The sequence below is a fragment of the Pedobacter heparinus DSM 2366 genome (assembly GCF_000023825.1).
GTDB lineage: Bacteria > Bacteroidota > Bacteroidia > Sphingobacteriales > Sphingobacteriaceae > Pedobacter > Pedobacter heparinus.
Window position 1 is genome coordinate 1,115,312 of record NC_013061.1, and the last position, 19,074, is coordinate 1,134,385.

At 42.7% G+C, this 19,074-nt stretch carries 11 protein-coding genes; all 11 read left to right on the plus strand.

Features of this window, described 5'->3' with window-relative positions; all coding sequences use genetic code 11:
- The first annotated feature begins 54 nt into the window (after nucleotides 1–54).
- The 11 genes from PHEP_RS04790 (at nucleotide 55) to PHEP_RS04840 (ending at nucleotide 18,998) form a co-directional block, all read left to right on the plus strand.
- On the plus strand, nucleotides 55–3,450 hold the full coding sequence (locus PHEP_RS04790) for a TonB-dependent receptor (RefSeq protein ID WP_036675531.1): 3,396 nt from the start codon (nucleotides 55–57) through the stop codon (nucleotides 3,448–3,450).
- Nucleotides 3,451–3,460: 10 nt separating this feature from the next.
- Nucleotides 3,461–5,341: a RagB/SusD family nutrient uptake outer membrane protein gene (locus PHEP_RS04795; protein WP_012781123.1), complete on the plus strand. Its 1,881-nt coding sequence runs from the start codon at nucleotides 3,461–3,463 to the stop codon at nucleotides 5,339–5,341.
- Nucleotides 5,342–5,383: 42 nt separating this feature from the next.
- A complete protein-coding gene (locus tag PHEP_RS04800; RefSeq protein WP_012781124.1) occupies nucleotides 5,384–6,328 on the plus strand; it encodes a DUF5017 domain-containing protein in 945 nt (314 codons plus the stop codon).
- A 17-nt stretch (nucleotides 6,329–6,345) separates the two neighbouring features.
- The gene (locus PHEP_RS04805; protein ID WP_012781125.1) at nucleotides 6,346–8,103 is read left to right on the plus strand and encodes an alpha-L-rhamnosidase-related protein; all 1,758 of its coding nucleotides are present in this window, start codon (nucleotides 6,346–6,348) and stop codon (nucleotides 8,101–8,103) included.
- 16 nt (nucleotides 8,104–8,119) lie between these two features.
- Nucleotides 8,120–9,337: a glycoside hydrolase family 88 protein gene (locus PHEP_RS04810; protein ID WP_012781126.1), complete on the plus strand. Its 1,218-nt coding sequence runs from the start codon at nucleotides 8,120–8,122 to the stop codon at nucleotides 9,335–9,337.
- 7 nt (nucleotides 9,338–9,344) lie between these two features.
- Complete coding sequence (locus PHEP_RS04815; RefSeq protein WP_143715691.1) at nucleotides 9,345–11,294, plus strand: heparinase II/III domain-containing protein; 1,950 nt, start codon at nucleotides 9,345–9,347, stop codon at nucleotides 11,292–11,294.
- Nucleotides 11,295–11,333: 39 nt separating this feature from the next.
- Entirely contained in the window at nucleotides 11,334–12,566 is a 1,233-nt protein-coding gene (locus PHEP_RS04820) for a hypothetical protein (RefSeq protein ID WP_012781128.1), read from the plus strand.
- Nucleotides 12,566–14,695: a hypothetical protein gene (locus tag PHEP_RS04825; RefSeq protein ID WP_012781129.1), complete on the plus strand. Its 2,130-nt coding sequence runs from the start codon at nucleotides 12,566–12,568 to the stop codon at nucleotides 14,693–14,695. The genes PHEP_RS04820 and PHEP_RS04825 overlap by 1 nt, the downstream gene beginning before the upstream one ends.
- Before the next feature lie 3 nt (nucleotides 14,696–14,698).
- Nucleotides 14,699–17,011: an alpha-L-rhamnosidase-related protein gene (locus PHEP_RS04830; RefSeq protein WP_012781130.1), complete on the plus strand. Its 2,313-nt coding sequence runs from the start codon at nucleotides 14,699–14,701 to the stop codon at nucleotides 17,009–17,011.
- Nucleotides 17,012–17,021: 10 nt separating this feature from the next.
- Nucleotides 17,022–17,336, plus strand: coding sequence for an L-rhamnose mutarotase (gene rhaM, locus PHEP_RS04835; RefSeq protein ID WP_012781131.1), 315 nt, complete (start codon nucleotides 17,022–17,024; stop codon nucleotides 17,334–17,336).
- Nucleotides 17,337–17,402: 66 nt separating this feature from the next.
- The gene (locus tag PHEP_RS04840; protein WP_012781132.1) at nucleotides 17,403–18,998 is read left to right on the plus strand and encodes an FAD-dependent oxidoreductase; all 1,596 of its coding nucleotides are present in this window, start codon (nucleotides 17,403–17,405) and stop codon (nucleotides 18,996–18,998) included.
- Nucleotides 18,999–19,074: the final 76 nt, after the last annotated feature.

The window sequence follows — 19,074 nt, forward strand, 5'->3', positions numbered from 1 at the left end:
TTTGCATATAAGCGTGGTATGCCCTATGGGAACCTACCCAAATTTTTTCTTGCGATGAAATTATTATCAGTTTTAATATTCTTAGGCGCTTTCCAGTTAAATGCAGCTGTGCATGCACAGTATATTAATATAGATGTTAAAAATACCTCCTTAAAGGAAGTATTTTCTATGCTCACAAGGCAAAGTAACTATGAGTTTATGTACGATTCTCAAACGCTGCAGAATGCCAGACCGGTAACCTTGAAGGTGGTGAATGCTACGCTTAAAGAAGTGCTGAACAAGTGTTTTGCGAACCAGGCAATTACTTATCAGATAAAAGAAAATACCATTATTGTTGCAAAGGCCGATGACCAGCCGCAGGTCTGGATGCAGGTTAACGGAATAGTATTGTCGGGAGAGGATGGGCTGCCATTACCCGGTGTAATTGTGAGGGTGAAGGGAACGAATAAATCGATTGTGACCAATAACAGCGGGCAATTTACCATCAATGCGGAGATTGGAGATGTTTTGGTTTTGAGCTTTATTGGCTATAAAACCCAGGAAATTGTAATAAAGGATGACGTTGCGCTAAAGGTAAGATTGATCAGTTCGCCTACCGATCTGGATAACGTGATTGTGACAGGTTATGGGACTACGCAAAAATCAGATGTCATCAGTTCATTGGGGGTTATTAAAGGTGAAGATTTACAAAAGGCCCCTGTTAAATCTTTTGAGGAGGCGCTGGCCGGCCGTGTGTCCGGTGTTCAGGTTACTTCTTCTGAGGGCGGGCCGGGAGCTACCACCAATATTGTAATAAGGGGTAACAATTCCTTGTCTCAGGACAATTCACCACTATGGGTCATTGATGGGTTTCCAATTGAGAATCCAAACAACAATACGATCAATCCTGCTGATGTAGAGACTATTACTGTTTTAAAAGATGCCGCGTCTACTGCCATTTATGGTTCAAGGGGGGCTAACGGGGTTATACTCGTTACTACTAAGACCGGAAAGTCGGGAAACCCGGTGGTATCCTTTGATGGTTCATATGGCTTTCAGCGAAGTTTAAAATTGATGGAACTGTTAAAGCCCTATGAATATGTACAACTTGTAATTGAAAGGAACGGGGTGGTTGCAAAAGAGCGTTACACGCCGGGTGATCCTGAGCTGGATGGAAGGCCCGCTTATGTTCCTGGCGGGAGAACAATTGATTACTATAAAACCCAGCCTTATACCAATTGGCAGGATAAATTGTTCCAGACTGCACCTTTTCAAAATTATTCGTTGTCACTTTCTGGCGGGACAGACAAAAGTAAATATTTAATCTCAGGGTCGACCACAGACCAGGACGGGACCATTTTACAAACTAATTTCAAGCGTTATCAGGGTAGATTTGTTTTCAGCCAGGAGGTGAACAAGAAAACAGACTTTAACCTTAATGTAAATTACGCCCGTACCAGGACAACCGGCACATCGCCTTCAAATATACCAACCAATGGCTCTGCATCATTGAGTTTATTATATGGAATATGGGGTTACCGACCGGCCGTTTCACCTTCATCTTCTGTAGAAGATCAGCTTAACCTGCCCATCGATCCTGATGGACAGAATGCTTATTCGTTTAACCCTATTGTTCAGAACAACAATACTACGATCAATGCGCACCTGAATAATCTGGTGGCTAATGCTGGCATAGACTATAAAATCCTCCCCGAGCTGACGTTCCGGGTAACGGGTGGTATCAATTATACACAAAGACTTAGCAACGCTTTTTATTCTGCACTCACCTATCAGGGTGGGCCTGGCAGTGTACTGGGGCCTAATGGTTTTATTGACAATTATGCCCTCACTAATCTGGTAAATGAAAATACACTGAATTATAAAAAGGTTTTTAATACTGAACATACGCTTAATTTGCTTGGTGGTTTTTCTATACAAGGCACTAAACTGACCACCAGCAGGGCGCTGGCGAGTAAAGTGCCAAATGATGTATTGGGTGTAAGCGGACTAGACGAAGGCACTCCTTATGCCATTTCATCTGGTTCGACACAGAATTTTTTGAGTTCGTACTTTTCCAGGATAAACTACAATTATAAATCTAAGTACTATTTTTCAGGGGTGATCAGGGCTGATGGATCTTCAAAATTTGCCCCGGGTAACCAGTGGGGTTATTTCCCTTCTGCTGCTGTATCCTGGAATATTGGGCGTGAGGATTTTATGAAAAATATCAGTTCAGTTTCGGCACTAAAGTTCAGGGCCAGTTATGGTACTTCAGGTAACAACAGAATTGCTGACTATGCCTATCTGTCGCCCATCAACCAAAGTGATATTTCCAGTACCTATACCTTTGGTAATACTTATATAAAAGGTTCCTATCAATCTGGTCTGGCCAATGAGGCCCTGAAATGGGAAACAACTGCCATCACAGATCTGGGCTTAGATTTTGGATTTTTAAAGAACCGCATTGAACTTACAGTTGATTATTATCGTAAAATAACTTCTGACCTGTTGCTGCAGGCAACGATACCAGGTCATATCGGCTATACTTCAGCGATTCAGAATATAGGCTCGGTAAGAAATTCCGGCTGGGAGTTTTCATTGAATACGGTAAATTCAGATAAGGCTTTGAAATGGTCCTCTAATTTTAACATATCCTTTAACAGGAATGAAGTACTGGCGTTAAGCAGTGGCCAAAGGGGGCTTATTTCCCAGGTTTCCTACAATATTAACCCGGCTTTTCCTTACGTTGCTATTGTAGGAGGCCCGATTTCGCAGATTATAGGTTTTAAATGGTTGGGCAATTACCAATATGAAGATTTTGATCTGCTTCCTAATGGGGCGTATGTGCTAAAGGGCAATCTGCCAGCAAATGGTTCTGCAAGGACAGCGATGCAGCCTGGTGACATTAAATATGAGGATATTAACCAGGATGGTACGATTACAGATGCGGATAAAGTAGTCATAGGGAATCCAAATCCATTATTTACCGGGGGCTTTTCCAATAATTTTAATTTCAAAAATTTTGACTTGAGCATACTACTGACCTTTTCTTATGGAAATGATATCCTGAATGCAAACCGGTTGATCTTCGAAGGTATGCCAGACTCCTATACCAATCAGTTTGCCTCATACGCCAACAGATGGACACCAGAAAATCAGACTAATTTATATCCCAGGGCTGGCGGCGCAACTACTATTCCGGCTGTTTCTTCCAGGGTAATTGAAGATGGCTCTTTCTTGCGTCTGCAAACGGTTTCCCTTGGATACAATCTGCCGCAAAAAATTTCTGAATCCCTTAAAGTAAAAAATGCCAGGATTTATGCTTCGGCACAAAACCTGGCGGTATGGAGTAAATATCAAGGTTCAGATCCCGAAGTTTCTACACGTCCCGGCGCTTTGACACAAGGATTTGATTATGCCGCATATCCGCGCTCTTTTACGATGACTTTTGGTCTTAATTTTTCTTTTTAAATATTGACATATGAAACACAGCGCATATTTGTTGTTGATAATTATCATATTATCTGCTTTTACTTCATGTAAAAAGCAATTGAATAGTTTACCCACAGATTTTATCACTTCGGTAAACTACTACACCAATGAAGAACAGCTTAATGGTGGGTTGGCCGGTGTATACAGTATTTTAGGTTCTTCCTATTTATATCAGGATGCGTTGTTACATAACATGTCCCACAATAATGATGAAGCTGTTTTTGTATTCAACCAGGCACCGCTGGTTGTTCCATCAAATTTTAGTTATTCTTCCAGCGACCCTAACATTACTGGTATGTGGAATGTATTGTACCAGGGCATCAACAATGCCAACATTATCATTGCAGCTGCAGACAATCCAAAGGCTCAGGTAAGCCAGGCAGTAAGGGACAATATCCGCGCACAGGCATTGTTTTTAAGGGCTTATTATCATTTCCTCCTTGTAGATAAATGGGGTAAAGTCCCGATGATGCTGGCTCCGGCGAAAAGTTCATTTGATGTGAATCTGGCAGCTTCTCCAATAGCTGAAATTTACGAACAGATCCTTAAAGATATGACCGCTGCAGAAGCAGTTTTACCTCAGGCCTCGGTACTTGGGGCCAATTCAAGTGGCCGTTTGTCAAAAAACACTGCCCAGGGTATTTTGGCAAGGGTTTGCCTGAGCATGACAGGCTTTCCTTTAAATGATGAGTCTAAATATGCAGCAGCCCTGGCCTGGAGCTCAAAGGTGATCAGCACAGGAGATAATGCATTAAATCCAAGTTATGCTGATCTTTTTGTAAAACAGGCCCGTGATGAATATGATGTGAAAGAAAACATGTGGGAGGTTGAGTTTTATGGCAATGTTTCTGACAACTACCGCGAACAGGGTTATGTTGGTATCCGAAATGGCATTCAGGCCGCAAACGGGAGGACATTTCCAGGTTTTGGGTACAACTTTTTACAGGCATCAGTAATATTGTATAATAAGTATCAGGTGGACCCGCTCACCAGTCTTTCTAAAGATTTGCGGCGCGAAAGGAACATTGCACCTTACCAATGGGTTGGTGGAAGCGCCGCAGTACAGGTTATGACCAAAAGCTACTGGCCTAAAAACGGGAATCTTTATCAGCGCTGGCCTGGTAAATGGAGAAGGGATGAGGAGTTGCGTTTACCCAGGTTTCAAAATGGTAACGGGACCAACTTTCCCTTGTTAAGGTATGCTGATGTTTTGCTGATGTTTGCTGAGGCTGAAAATTATATAAACGGGCCAACTGTTGCCGCTTATAACGCAATGAATAAAGTACGTGAGCGCGCATATGGTACAGGTTACAGGGTAAGCGACATTGTCATCACCAACGGGGGAACAGGTTATACTGCTGCACCGGTTGTGACGATCGGGAGTAGTGGAGATCCAAATGGCGCGAGTACCGCAGAAGCTTATGCTACAGTAACAAATGGTGCAGTAACCCAGCTTACCCTGGTAAATATGGGTGGGTTTTATACGGCTACACCACCAACGGTTACCATCACCAGCGCAAATGGCCTGGGCTCCGGAGCGACTGCCACGGCAACTGTAAGCCCTATAGTAGTTGCTGAGGCGGATTTGCCAACCGGTTTAACCAAAGCCCAGTTTTTTGAGCATATTGTTGATGAAAGGTCAAGGGAATTGGCCTATGAAGCTTTGAGATCGCACGATTTACGAAGATGGGGGAGGTTGATATCTACGATGCAGACTTTGGCAACTATAGGTCCATCGGTACCGGGTGGTGTTATCCGGAATGGATATACTTCGCCTGCTGTTAACATTACAGCCAAACATTTATACCTGCCTATACCTCCGGCAGAAATTGCAACAAACGCTTTGATTGTTCAGAATCCGGGATGGTAGCCATAGCGCGCGGGAAAGGGAAAATTATTTAAATATCAGAAAATGAAAATACAGCAAAGTATAAGGTTAAGGATGCTTTTACTAATAATATTCTTAACGGCATGTGAGAAAAAAGAGATCGAAACGCCCCATTTTGATGTGCAGACTGATGCGCTCAGCTATAAAGTTGGTCAGGAAGTTACATTTAAATTTAGCGGAAATGCAGAAAATGTAGTCTTTTGGAGTGGGGAAAAAGGCCGTAATTACGCTTATAAGGACCGGATAACAGAAAAGGGTGTTTTGCAGACCCTGCAATTTACAAGTGCCGCCGGACAGGGTACGCAGAATGACAATTTATCCATAAAAATTTCCAGGGATTTTAACGGAATATATGACGCTGCCAACATCGCAAAAGCATCCTGGACAGATATCACCTCCAGAGCGGTACTGTCCCCTAATCCTGTTACCGGTGCGGCAGGGGCAGCAACATCTTCAGGGGCAGTGAACATCAGTGACCAGGCAACAGACGGAGATGTACCGGTATATTTTGCATTCAGATATGCTTCGGCGAGTAATACTTTGAAGCCAAGACAATGGACAATCAGCAGTTTTGTGGTAAGCAATACACTTGCTGATGGTACAGTGAATAACGTAGTCGCAAATTTGGGACTGGCAGGGTTTAAAGGTATTGATGTCTCAAACCCGTCTTTTCAATGGGCATTTACACCAAATGCGCAGAGCCCAACATCAGTGACGATGACTGCCGGGAACGTAGGTGAGGCGGCCAACGAGGACTGGCTGGTTTCAGTACCTGTAAAATTGAACCAGGTATCGCTTTCTGATTATGGCATACCAATCATCTCTATCACTACTTTATCACCGCCGAAAGACTATAAGTATGTTTTTACAGCTCCGGGAGTTTATAAAGTAGTTTTTCATGCCTTTAACCAGGATGTGGCGGAAAAGACAGGGATAATTAAGGAAATGACGATTACCATTGTTCCATAGATTTTTGAATATATAAAATGAAAAGATACCTTGTTTTTCTTTCTTTGTTAACCTGGGCGTTTACCACTGTGACGAATGCTCAGTTGCCGCCAGTTTTTAAACAGCCAATTGCCACCGGTTTAAAAAAAGATCCTAGAGTTCGCTATTATTTACCTCCGGAACGGATGATATGGCGGTCTGACGCGACTGGAAAATACATCCAGCATGCAGATAGGTTGCTGAAAGTTGGCAATGGCCAGGCCGAGCTGGTCAATAAAGACCTAACGGTGCTAAAAAATGATAAAAGCTCAAAAACAGGTTTCTTAATTGATTTTGGCAAAGAAATTTTTGGCGGTCTGCAAATTACTACGGGTTTAATGAGAACGAAAACACCGGTGAAAGTAAGGGTTCGTTTTGGAGAATCCGTAACTGAGGCCATGTCTGATGTAGGTGGTACAGACGGTGCAACTAATGATCATGCCATGCGCGACTTTATTATAGAGTTGCCATGGCTGGGTGGTCTGGAAGTAGGTAACACAGGCTTTAGATTTGTTAGAATTGACCTGCTGGAGGCTGATACTGAACTTTTGTTAAAAGAAGTGAGTGCGATATTCATGTACAGGGATATTCCTTACCTGGGGTCTTTTCATTCTGATGATGAACGTTTAAACCAAATTTGGGCAACCGGGGCATATACTGTTCATTTAAATATGCAGCAATATTTATGGGATGGCATTAAACGTGACAAACTGGTATGGATTGGGGATATGCACCCTGAGATGATGGTGATCAACAGTGTATTCGGTTATAATGAAGTTGTTCCAATGAGTCTGGATCTGGCTAAAGCCGCTACACCACTGCCGGCATGGATGAATGGAATCAGTTCTTATTCTATGTGGTGGGTCCTTATTCAGCGCGACTGGTATCTTCATCAGGGGGATATGAAATACCTGCAGTTGCAAAGGCAGTACCTGATTGGGCTTTTGAAGCAGTTGATGACTAAAATAAAAGACGGGAAGGAAGCCCTGGACGGCAATCGTTTCCTGGATTGGCCTTCCTCTGAGAATAAGCCGGCTATACATGCCGGGCTGCAGGCCATGCTGGTAATGACCTTAACAGCGGGATCGGAGCTGTGCCATATTTTAAAGGAAGCGGAAACTGCCCGAGCCTGTGATGAAGCTGTTGCAATTTTAAAGAAAAATGTCCCTGATATAGCTGAAAGCAAACAAGCAGCTGCATTGCTTGCCTTAGCCGGGCTTTTGCCGGCTGAACAGGCTAACACTATCCTGTCAAAAGACAGCACCAGGGGATTCTCTACTTTTTATGGCTACTATATGCTCCAGGCTAAAGCAATGGCTGGTGACTATCAGGGTGCTATCAATAATATCAGGGACTATTGGGGCGGGATGCTGGATTTAGGTGCCACTACTTTCTGGGAGGATTTTGATCTTTCCTGGAAAGAAAATGCCGGAAGGATCGATGAAATTGTTCCTAAAGATAAAGTTGATGTCCATGCAACATACGGGGCTTATTGCTACAAGAACCTCAGGCACAGCTTGGCGCATGGCTGGGCTGCAGGACCCACATCCTGGCTTACTACACATGTACTGGGCATAAAAGTTATGGCCCCGGGTTGTAAAGTTGTTAAGATTGAGCCCCATCTTGGCGATCTGAAATCAGTAAGCGGCAGCTTTCCTACGCCCTTTGGATTAATAAAAGTAAATCATTTAAAAATGCCTGACGGGAAAATCAAAACGACAGTAGACGCTCCAAAGCAGGTTAAAATTATTAAATAAGTATCATCAGATTTTTATGGTAAATAAATTAAATATTGCCTGCTGTTTAGCCTCCTTTTTATGTTTTTTTTTTGCCGCAGACTTACAGGCGCAAAAACGCAAAACACTTAAAGCTGATCCTGAAATTTTAAAGATCACAGATTCGGCCTTATCGCGTTCAGCGGGCCAATACCTGCAGTTGATGGAAACTGTTCCTGATACCTTGTTTCCCAGGACCTTTCAAAACAACAGGCTGTTAACAGCCACTTCTCCCAGTTGGATCAGCGGTTTTTATCCGGGTACGCTATTGCTGTTATACGAATTCAACAATAGCAATAAGTTTAAGGAGGAAGCTTTGAAAAAGCTTAAAGTATTGAAAAAGGAACAGTTCAATACCGGAACACATGACTTGGGGTTCATGATGTATTGTAGTTTTGGAACTGCAAAAAGATTGTTTAAAACCAAAGCATATGATCCTGTTCTGTTGAACAGCGCTGCATCATTATCTCAGCGATTCCATGATGAAGTAGGGTTGATCCGGTCCTGGGACCATAAGCCTGAAAAATGGAAATACCCGGTGATTATTGACAATATGATGAATCTTGAGTTGCTTACCTGGGCCAGTCGTTTGTCAGGTAATCAAAGGTTTTATAACATTGCAAAACAACATGCCGACCTGACCATTAAAAATCATTTCAGGCCAGATTATAGTTCCTATCATGTTATAGATTATGATCCTAAAACTGGTAAAGTATTAAACAAGCTTACAGAGCAGGGCTATAGTGATGAATCGGCATGGGCCAGGGGGCAGGCATGGGCCCTGTATGGTTATACGATGATGTACAGGGAAACCGGAGATGCAAAATATTTGGAAATGGCCATGCACATTGCGGATTATATTTTGAAGCATCCGAACCTGCCTGCAGATAAAATTCCTTACTGGGATTTTAATGCGCCTGACCAATCCGCTGCGCCCAGAGATGCTTCTGCTGCTGCTGTAATGAGTTCTGCATTGATAGAATTGAGCGGATTTAGCAAAGGAGATAAGGGCAAGGTTTACTTAAAAACGGCCGAAGCTATGCTCAGGCAGCTGTCGTCACCAGAATATCTTGCTCAGCCAGGTACAAATGGAGGTTTCATTTTAAAGCATAGTGTCGGTTTTTTACCGGCAGGCAGTGAAGTGGATGTGCCATTAAGCTATGCTGATTATTATTATGTAGAGGCTATGCTAAGGTATCGTACACTTAAAAAATGATAAAGTTGTGAAAATCTATTTGTTCGTTTATTTATTCTTATGGGGTATTTTTACCAGCACTGCCATAGATGCACAAATTGTGCAGCGAAATTTTTTAGAAAAGGAGTATCGCCTGAAGGCTGGGGCTGAAAGCCTGGATGTAAGTTCATGGAAAGCGCTTAAAAAAATAAACGTGGGTAAAGGCTTGGCATCAATTCCGGATGCTGTAAAAGCCCATATCCTATCTGCTGCAAATAAAGTGCTGGGAACACCATGGGAAGTAGCTAAAGCAACTGATTATCTGCTGTTCAATACCGCAGGTAACCGTTCGGTATATGAGGCCCTTTATTTTGCGAGGCGAAAAAAGCTGAACGCATTGGTTATAGCGGAGCTGATAGATGGAAAAGGCAAGTATCTTCCTGAAATTGCGAATGGTTTATGGTTAATCCTGGAAGAGAGTTCCTGGGCCCTGCCTGCGCACATGTATTTACAAAAAGAGGGAGCCGGCTTACCCGACCCTAACGAAAATGTAGTTGACCTGTTTGCCGGAGAAACATCCATGTTATTGTCCTGGATAAAGTTTTTGCTGAAGCCAAAACTGGATGAAATTTCTCCAATCCTGATCAAACGGATAGACTATGAGCTAAACCGACGCATCCTTACTCCTTATTTGCAGCGTAACGATTTATGGTGGATGGGCTTTCAGGATCCTAAACGTAAAATGAACAACTGGAACATATGGATAAATACCAATATTCTGCTAACCGCCTTATTGGCCGTTGAAGATCCGGTAAAACGTCAGGAAGTCATCGATAAGAACATAAGCAGTGCGGATAAGTTTATCAACAGCTATCCTGCTGATGGCGGTTGTGATGAAGGACCGGGGTACTGGGGCGCTGCCGGAGGCAGGTTGGTGGAGTATGTCAACTTATTAACTGAAGTTTCCAAAAACAAGCTCAACTGGGGCAATAATGAGCTGATGCACCATATTGCTGCCTATATTTATAAAGCGCACATTGCTGACCGATGGTTTGTTAATTTTGCTGATGCACCTGCAAAACTTATACCTGATCCCGCAATAGTTTATATGGGTGGTCTTATTTTTAAGGATGAAAAACTGCAACAGTTTGCAAGTTATTTATATGATCTTTCCGGTTCGGAAAAATACGGGTACGCCCAGGACGACCTTAATAAATTTTTAAATAATCTTCAATTGCATAAACAATTGAAAGGAATTCCCGCCAGGGCACCAATGGAGCAGACCAACTGGCTGCCCAATCTGGAAGTGTTATTTACCAGACAAAAAGCCGGCAGTAAAGATGGTTTATTTATGGCTGCAAAGGGTGGCAATAATGGTGAAAGCCACAATCACAATGATCTGGGCAGTTTTATCATATACCTGAACGGATTACCGGCATTGGTTGATCTGGGCGCTGCAAGATATACTAGGGAAACCTTTACCCAAGACCGGTATAAATTATGGGTCTACAATTCAGACTGGCACAATTGCCCGAGTATCAATGGAAGCGTACAAAGTCCGGGAACATCATTTAAAGCCAGAAATGTATCGTTTAAAGCCAACAGACATGGCAATACCTTGGTAATGGACCTGGCACCTGCTTATCCAGAAGCTGCTGCGGTTAACAAATGGGTCAGAAAATTGGATTTTAATTCATCTGCCGGAAGCATTGATTTGACCGAAGAATATGAACTAAAGGAATATAGGCTGCCCTTTGAGCTCAACTTTGTTACAGCAGTTCCTGCGCGCCTGATAAGCCCGGGCGTATTGACACTGGTTCTTTCCGATTCAGCTGCATTGCATATCAGGTTTGATCCTGAAACTTTTGAAGCAGTTATCAAAAAACAGCCGAACACAGACCCCGGTTTGGCGGTTTGGGGCAAAGAAATTTATCATCTGTCTTTGCGCTCAAAAAGAAACGTGTTAAAAGCAAAGCATAATATCCGATTTTATAGATAAGCATATGGAATCTATCGTAACCAATTATAAACCTAAAATATGAAAAAGAAAAAAATCAATTGGTCAGTAGCCGTAATGCTCCTGGCTGCAGCTACAGTAATCTGCTCCTGTAAGCGTGAAATCACAAACCTTAGTGCCGATAGCCCCTTAGCCGAGGGCGGAAGATTGGCTAAACTGCTAACCGGAAGCACTTCAAGCCTGGCTACTGTTGGATCAAGCTATACCATACCTGCGGATACCATCACCGATCATGGAAACGCTGCCACTACAGGGAGTATCGCCTGGTATCTGGCCACCTATTCTGGCGGTTCAGTTGCTCAGCCAAATACTTTTTATTTGCAAAAAGGCGCCACATATATGTGTAAGCAACGTTTGTTTATTCCGGCCAATGCGCGGATATCCCAAACGGGTACGGGTACACAAGCGCTGGTTAAAATTGATGCGGCTAGCTATAACGATGCCGGAAGTAACCATGAGTTTATCCGCATGTCGTCAAATTCCATTTTACTGCATTTTAATATTGATTTGAAATGGATGCCAACCAACGGCATTTTTTTTCCCGCCGGAGCAGATGATGCACAATTGATAAACATCACTGTTCAGAATGGCAAGCGGATAACTGGAGGAACTTCAACGCTGATTTACATTGCAGCCAACAATGTGACGGTAACCAGATGTCAGCTGAGACGTGCCGGCTGTGATGCAACTGAAGAAAACACCGTTCAGGGCGGGCAGATGATATCTGTTTACGGTCAGGATATTGAGATTTCACACAATAATATGGCCGTGTCCGCACAGGCAGGAATAGGTATACAAGCTTCTGCCAAAAACATTACCATAAATAAAGACACGATTTATGATACCGGGCGGGCGGCTGCAACCCAGGATGCCATTACTTCTTATCACGTAGGTACAGGTACAACCAATCGGAATATATCTATTACCAATTGTCTGATCTATAACAACCGTAACCATGGCATACATGTTTCTGGTTATGGTTATACGATAATGTGGAATAAAGTATATAATGCAGGTTATTCCGGCCCGACTGGAGGATACACTGGCAGCCATATGGGAGCAAATATCTGGCTGGGTGATTATAAGACCCCGCTTGATTGTAGCGGTAACAGTACGATTACCAACAATGAAATTGGTTGTACACTGGGGGGCGGTTATGTATTTAAGGTAACAAATTACCATAGTGCTTCAACAACTATCCAAACGACCAATATTTGTAACAACAATAAATTAATAAGCGGGACTTGTAATTAATGAAATATTTAAAGCTCATCCCGGTTTGTTTTTTGATGGTATCAGGATGGATATTTACCGGCCATGCGCAAAATGTTAAGCGCAGGATTTCAGAAATGATCGGTGCAGGAGATGTAATCCGGACAAGTTTTACCGATACGGCCCAGATCAATCTTTACCAGGGAAATGGACGATCCGGGAGTTCATACGGTGCTTTAGGGCTGCACAATAATCCGGCCTGCCAGAAAAACACAAACCGGTTTGGAAAGACCCAATATATGCATATCAGTCATTGGGTGCGGGCCAAATTTAATGCCGATTATCTGATACCTGTACTGAAAATTTACTGGAATGAGGAGCCTCCTGCTGTTGTCAGTTATAAGCAGCATCAATCATTTTACAACGGCTTTATCAAGACAAGTTTTGGAACCGACAGGGGTAAAGTTGCTGTTGAAACCTGGTTCGATCAGGTAGATCGGGAGCTTTCGGGGATTACGATTGATGTTGAAGGACAGGTTTCGGATGTGATTATTGACCCCATGGAGACACTTAACGTGCATTATGGACAGAAAATAATCCAGACAGCCAAGATCATCAAGCATGAGAAGTATTTCGAAATCCAGCTGAATTGTATGGACAGGAAGGCTTCGGTTTTTTTATTGACAAATGTTAGTGTTGAAGAAAGCCGCAATAAACTGGTGTTGAAATTGCATCCCGGACAAAACCAGATACAGCTTTCCTACAACCGACCTGTTTCAGCTGCCGTAGCAGTTTCAAGAAGGAGGACCGTAAACTGGTGGAATGCCAGATGGAAGCAGACAAGTACACTCATGCTGCCGGATACAAATGCACAGCAATTATGGGTGAGGTCAATGGGATTGATACTTTCTACAGTTAATGAAGATAAAAAAGGATTTCCTGCCCCAATGGGTTTTACAGGGAACTTATGGCCTTTTCCTTTTCCGCAGGACCTGTCTTATATCCATTCCCTTTTACTCAGTACCGGTAATATCGGAGTTGCCAAAGCCTGGGTAGAGCAGTTTGCTGCTGAGATTGAGGGCATGAAGGATTATACCAAACGGCTTTATGGTATAGCCGGTGTATTTTGTCCCTGGGTTTTTCCTTATGGTGATTTTAAGGGCTACCACACCCCCGGACCGCCAAATATTTTTAATTACGAGATCCATAACTCTGGATATTTATGCAGGATGGCTTATGAAACCTCAAAATTTGTGAATGACGAAGTCTGGAGCAGGAGGTATGCCTACGACCTGATTGAACAGACTGCATTATTCTACAGGAATATGGCTAAAAAAGGAAAAGAGGGGTACTGGCACTTGTATATAAAACCTGCAATGGGACAGGATGAAATGGGGGGCGCCAATCAGCAAGACTATTTATGTGCCCTTTTTAGTGCAAAATACTGTTTTCAAAAAGCGGTGGAACTTAATTTAGATCCTGAAGGGGTTTACAGGACAATATTGTTGGATGGTCTGGCATTCCCGACGTTAAAATCGGCTAAAGGTGTATATTTTACCAATAAAGCGGGCAGAGATGGAGACCTGGGCAAGCAAAAACATCCTGTTCAGTTGAATGACCTTGCCTATTTGCCTGTTAACAAGCAAGCCAACCCGGCCTCAATAATGGCATATCAAAAAAGATATGAAATTACTCAGGATGCTTGTAAACCTCATTTTTATGGATGGACCCTTGGAGAATTTCTGCTTGCGGGTTCAAGGGCAGGTGATGTGGATGGTTGGAAAAGAGATTGGGCCAATATAAGAAAGGCAGATTATACGGACGACGGATGGATTCAGTTATATGAAACCAGTAGTGCTTATGATGCCACGTTTTATACCACAACCAATGCGCTTATTGTGCAGTCTTTATACTCCAACCTTGTAGACGACTGGTTCAATAAACTAGAGATCGCGAAATGTAACCCCTGGGAAGGGAAAGTCTATTTGGACCGGGTATATTCCATACTTGGGGTTAAACTTACAGGTGAAATTAATGGCAGGGACGCACAGTTAAACCTGTATGCCTGGAAAGACTGCCAGTTTGAGCTATGCGGCAGAAAGTTAAGTTTAAGAAAAGGAAGGACGGTAAAGGTGAAAATCATCAATAGCAAACTCATCCTTAATAAATAATTTATGATAAATCAGATTTTTAAATTCAGCTTTTTTGCATTAAACCTGCTTGCCTGGTACAGTTTTACCGCCAAATCCCAGGATTTAAAGGTGTTTGATAAAGCGACAAGCTGGATTACTTGTGATAAGGCCCAGGACCAAAGTAATTCCTGGATTGCATTCAGGAAGGTGGTGCAATTAGATGAAAAGCCTGTTAAAGCCTTGCTGGACATTAGCGTAGATTCTAAATACTGGTTATATATCAATGAAAAATTAGTTGTATTTGAAGGTGGCTTAAAGCGTGGACCAAATCCGGACGATACCTATTACGATGAGGCAGACCTTACTGAGTACTTGAAAGCGGGCACCAATACCATTGCTGTATTGCTTTGGTATTTTGGCAAGAACGGCTTTTCTCATCATTCGAGCGGGCGGGCCGGGATGTTTTTTCAGCTTGATATGGATAAACAAGGTAAGATTTGTTCTGACCGGTCATGGAAATGTTCTGTCGTACCTGCGTATCTCAATGTGTATAGCGGCGATCAGCCGAACTACCGTCTGGCTGAATCTAATGTAATTTACGATGCAAGGTTGGCACTGGGGGATTGGACCAGTGCATCCTACAACGATAAGACATGGCGAAATCCGTTTGTTGTTGGGCCAGCGGGCTGTATGCCCTGGAATAAGCTGGTCAAACGGCCAATCCCGCAATGGAAAGACTATGGCATCGTAAATTTTAACCTGAATTTTCCATTTAATGCAACCGGGGATACGATAAAAGTTAAGTTACCTTATAATGCGCAATTTACACCTTATTTAAAAGTTGAAGCTACAGCCGGAAAAACAATTGAAATGTTTACCGATAATTATTCTGGAGGTTCTGAAAACAATGTTAGGGCAGAATATATCACAAAAACAGGTATACAGGAGTATGAGTCTTTCGGTTGGATGAACGGGCATGTTATGATGTTTGTGATACCAAAAGGCGCTAAAGTGTTATCGCTGGGGTATCGGGAAACAGGTTATCATACCACATTTGCGGGGAGCTTTAATTGTAATGATGCATTTTACAATAAGCTTTGGGAAAAGTCATCCCGGACGCTTTACGTTAATATGAGGGACAGTTATATGGATTGTCCGGACAGGGAGCGGGCCCAATGGTGGGGTGATGAGGTAACTGAAATGACGCAGTCCTTTTATGCTTTGGATCCTGATGCTAATCTTCTTGCAAAAAAGGGAATTGATGAACTGACAGGTTGGCAAAGATCAGACGGAGTATTGTTTTCTCCTATACCTGCAGGAAATTTTGACCTGGAGCTGCCTGTACAAATGCTGACCAGTGTGGGATATTATGGCTTTTGGACTTATTATTATTATACAGGAGATCTGGAAACCATAAGAGCGGCCTATCCCAGTATAAGAAAGTATTTAAGTTTATGGGAAATGGATAAAAACGGATTGGTTATCTCACGAACGGGCGGCTGGAATTGGGGCGATTGGGGAAAAAACGTTGATATAGATCTGATGTCAAATGCGTGGTATTACCTTGCCTGTAAAGGTTATTTGGAGATGTCAAAAACCTTAAACCATGCAGAAGAAATTAAATGGGCTGAAAATCAAATGAGTGTGATGAAGAAAAGCTTTGACACTCGTTTCTGGACGGGAAAGGCCTATCGCTCTCCCGATTATAAAGGACAAACTGATGATAGGTCAAATGCCCTGGCGGTACTTGCAGGATTGACAGCGCCTGCCAAATATCCGCTGCTGAAGGACGTATTTTTAACCGAAGAGCACTCCAGCCCTTATATGGAAAAATATGTGTTGGAAGCCCTGTTCAAAATGGGCTATGCGGACATCGCGTTGGAGCGGTTAAAGAAACGTTACACAGCAATGGTCGACAGCGAACTAACTACATTATGGGAAGGATGGAAAATAGGGGTGAACGGCTATGGAGGGGGTTCTTACAATCATGCCTGGAGCGGTGGTGGGTTAATATTGTTATCCCGATTTGTGGCTGGAATAGAACCAGCTTCGCCTGGTTATGAAACTGTTAAAATTGCCCCACAGATGGGCAGTTTAATTAATTGCAGTGCAACCGTAAGCAGTGTTGCAGGCTTAATAGCTGTTAAAAATACTTTTACAAATGAAAAGGAGTTTAATCAGCTTATCGAATCCCCCTCGCCATTAAAAATTTACTTTCCGTTTGAGGTTTACCGGATCAAAAAAATCAGGGTCAATAACAAAAAGCTCAGCGAGGCCTTAATGCTGAAGTTTAAAAATGAAGGGAAGCTTGAATTGAGCAAGGGCAAGTATAAGTTAACTGTAAACATAAACTAAACATAAATGAATGGAAAAGATTGCATTTAAGATGAAACTTTTACCTGGTGTTAAAGCAGAATACAGAAAACGGCATGATGAGATCTGGCCGGAGTTGATTGAACTGCTAAAAAGTAAGGGCGTCAGTGATTATTCTATCTTTTTTGACGAAGAATCAGATACGCTTTTTGGGGTTCAAAAGACCGCTGGTACGGGCTCTTCACAGGATTTAGGAACTGCATCGATAATGCAGCAATGGTGGAAATACATGTCTGACATTATGTATACCAATCCCGACTATTCCCCCGTCACCACCCCCCTTGAGAAATTATTTGAAATGGAATAATCAGACGTTAAAATAACTTGTGTCCGGCATGATTTAGTGCAAAGTAAAACTTATCTAACTTAAATAATGAACAATAGTTTAATCATTTTTATCCTTTTCTTCCTTACTTCGTGGAAGCCTGTACATGAATATGATGTAGTGGTATATGGTGCCACGCCTGCAGGTATTACTGCGGCTGTAGCTGCTGCACGGGAAGGGAAATCAGTTGTTTTAATCGAACCATTACACATCGCCGGGGGCATGATGAGTGGCGGGCTTGGATTTAGTGACTCCAATCAAATGTTCAGGGAGACCTTAGGCGGTCTTTTTGAGGAATTTCACAAACGTGTAGAAAAAAAATACAAAGACAAAGGCGTGAAACTTACCTACCAGGTGGAGGAAAAGGATACCAGACACTGGACTTATGAGCCCCATATTGCTGAACTTGTTTTCAATGAGATGTTAAAAGAAACAGGGGTAGTGGTATTACTTGGCGAAACATTAAAATCTGCACGATTAAAAGACAAAGCTATACAAATTCTAAAAATGAGATCTGGAAAGCAGCTTTCAGGCAAAATGTTCATCGATGCCAGCTATGAAGGCGACCTGATGGCCGCAGCAGGTGTAAGTTATAAAGTGGGCCGTGAGGGAAGAGATGAGTTCGGAGAATCTTTTGCCGGTGCTGTTTATCAGAAAAAGCCAGTAGCTGTAATTTCATCAGATGCGGATAAAAGACCCCTTCCTTTAATCACCGGTACAGTCCTTACACCTGAAGGAACCGGTGATCATAGAATTATGACCTACAGTTTTCGGCTGTGCCTGTCTGAAGATCCCGCAAACAGGATCCCGTTTAAAAAGCCTTCGGATTATAATCCCCATCAATTCGAACTGTTCAGACGTTTTTATAAAGCAGCGCCTAAAGCTGGTATTCCTATTGATCTTTACCCGATTCCGGGAAATAAACTGGATGCAAACAATGGCATTGTGGGGCAATTGTCTACAGGACTGGTTGGCGGGAATTGGGATTATCCAGATGCCAATCAAAAACGCAGAAAGGAAATATGGACTAACCACCGTAATTACACAGAAGGGCTTTTATATTTTCTGATGACCGATCCGGATGTACCAGATGAGGTACGAAATCGCATGAAAAAACTGGGTTATGCAAAAGATGAATTTACCAAGTTTGGTCATTTTCCTCCGGTCCTATATGTCAGAGAAGCAAGACGAATGGTGGGTGAATATTTTTTGACACAGAAAGATATCCTGGAGACCAAAGAAAAACCTGATCCCATTGGCATTGGCTCGTTCCCTATCGATTCTCATGATTGCCAGCGAATTTTAACTGCTGACGGAGGCTTTATTAATGAAGGAACGATATTTCCAGCAAAAACACGCATAGAAGGCCGGGGCATCGCTTATCAAATTCCATACAGGAGCATAACACCAAAGGCCGCTGAATGTACAAACTTACTGGTTCCCGTTTGCATATCTTCGTCACATGTCGCTTTTTCATCACTAAGAGTAGAACCTGCCTGGATGGTCATTGGTGAAAGTGCGGGTATTGCTGCAGCCCTGTGTATTGAAACAAGATCAACAGTGCAAAATCTGAACGTGAATAAACTTGCCGGACGTCTGAAAGCCAGACGACAGTTATTGAGCCTTCCTGATCAAATAAACTGATAAACAGGAGCAGCGACATATTTACATGCGTGGCCTGGACCTCCTGTGTGCAGCAGTTATAAAGCCTGGTTTTTTA

What these genes read in the sequence shown, in the direction of transcription:
- PHEP_RS04790 (WP_036675531.1), top strand. Translation starts at nt 55, where the DNA reads ATGAAATTATTATCAGTTTTAATATTCTTAGGCGCTTTCCAGTTAAAT.
- PHEP_RS04830 (WP_012781130.1), top strand. Translation starts at nt 14,699, where the DNA reads ATGATAAATCAGATTTTTAAATTCAGCTTTTTTGCATTAAACCTGCTT.
- PHEP_RS04840 (WP_012781132.1), top strand. Translation starts at nt 17,403, where the DNA reads ATGAACAATAGTTTAATCATTTTTATCCTTTTCTTCCTTACTTCGTGG.
- PHEP_RS04820 (WP_012781128.1), top strand. Translation starts at nt 11,334, where the DNA reads ATGAAAAAGAAAAAAATCAATTGGTCAGTAGCCGTAATGCTCCTGGCT.
- PHEP_RS04825 (WP_012781129.1), top strand. Translation starts at nt 12,566, where the DNA reads ATGAAATATTTAAAGCTCATCCCGGTTTGTTTTTTGATGGTATCAGGA.
- PHEP_RS04800 (WP_012781124.1), top strand. Translation starts at nt 5,384, where the DNA reads ATGAAAATACAGCAAAGTATAAGGTTAAGGATGCTTTTACTAATAATA.
- PHEP_RS04795 (WP_012781123.1), top strand. Translation starts at nt 3,461, where the DNA reads ATGAAACACAGCGCATATTTGTTGTTGATAATTATCATATTATCTGCT.
- rhaM (WP_012781131.1), top strand. Translation starts at nt 17,022, where the DNA reads ATGGAAAAGATTGCATTTAAGATGAAACTTTTACCTGGTGTTAAAGCA.
- PHEP_RS04805 (WP_012781125.1), top strand. Translation starts at nt 6,346, where the DNA reads ATGAAAAGATACCTTGTTTTTCTTTCTTTGTTAACCTGGGCGTTTACC.
- PHEP_RS04810 (WP_012781126.1), top strand. Translation starts at nt 8,120, where the DNA reads ATGGTAAATAAATTAAATATTGCCTGCTGTTTAGCCTCCTTTTTATGT.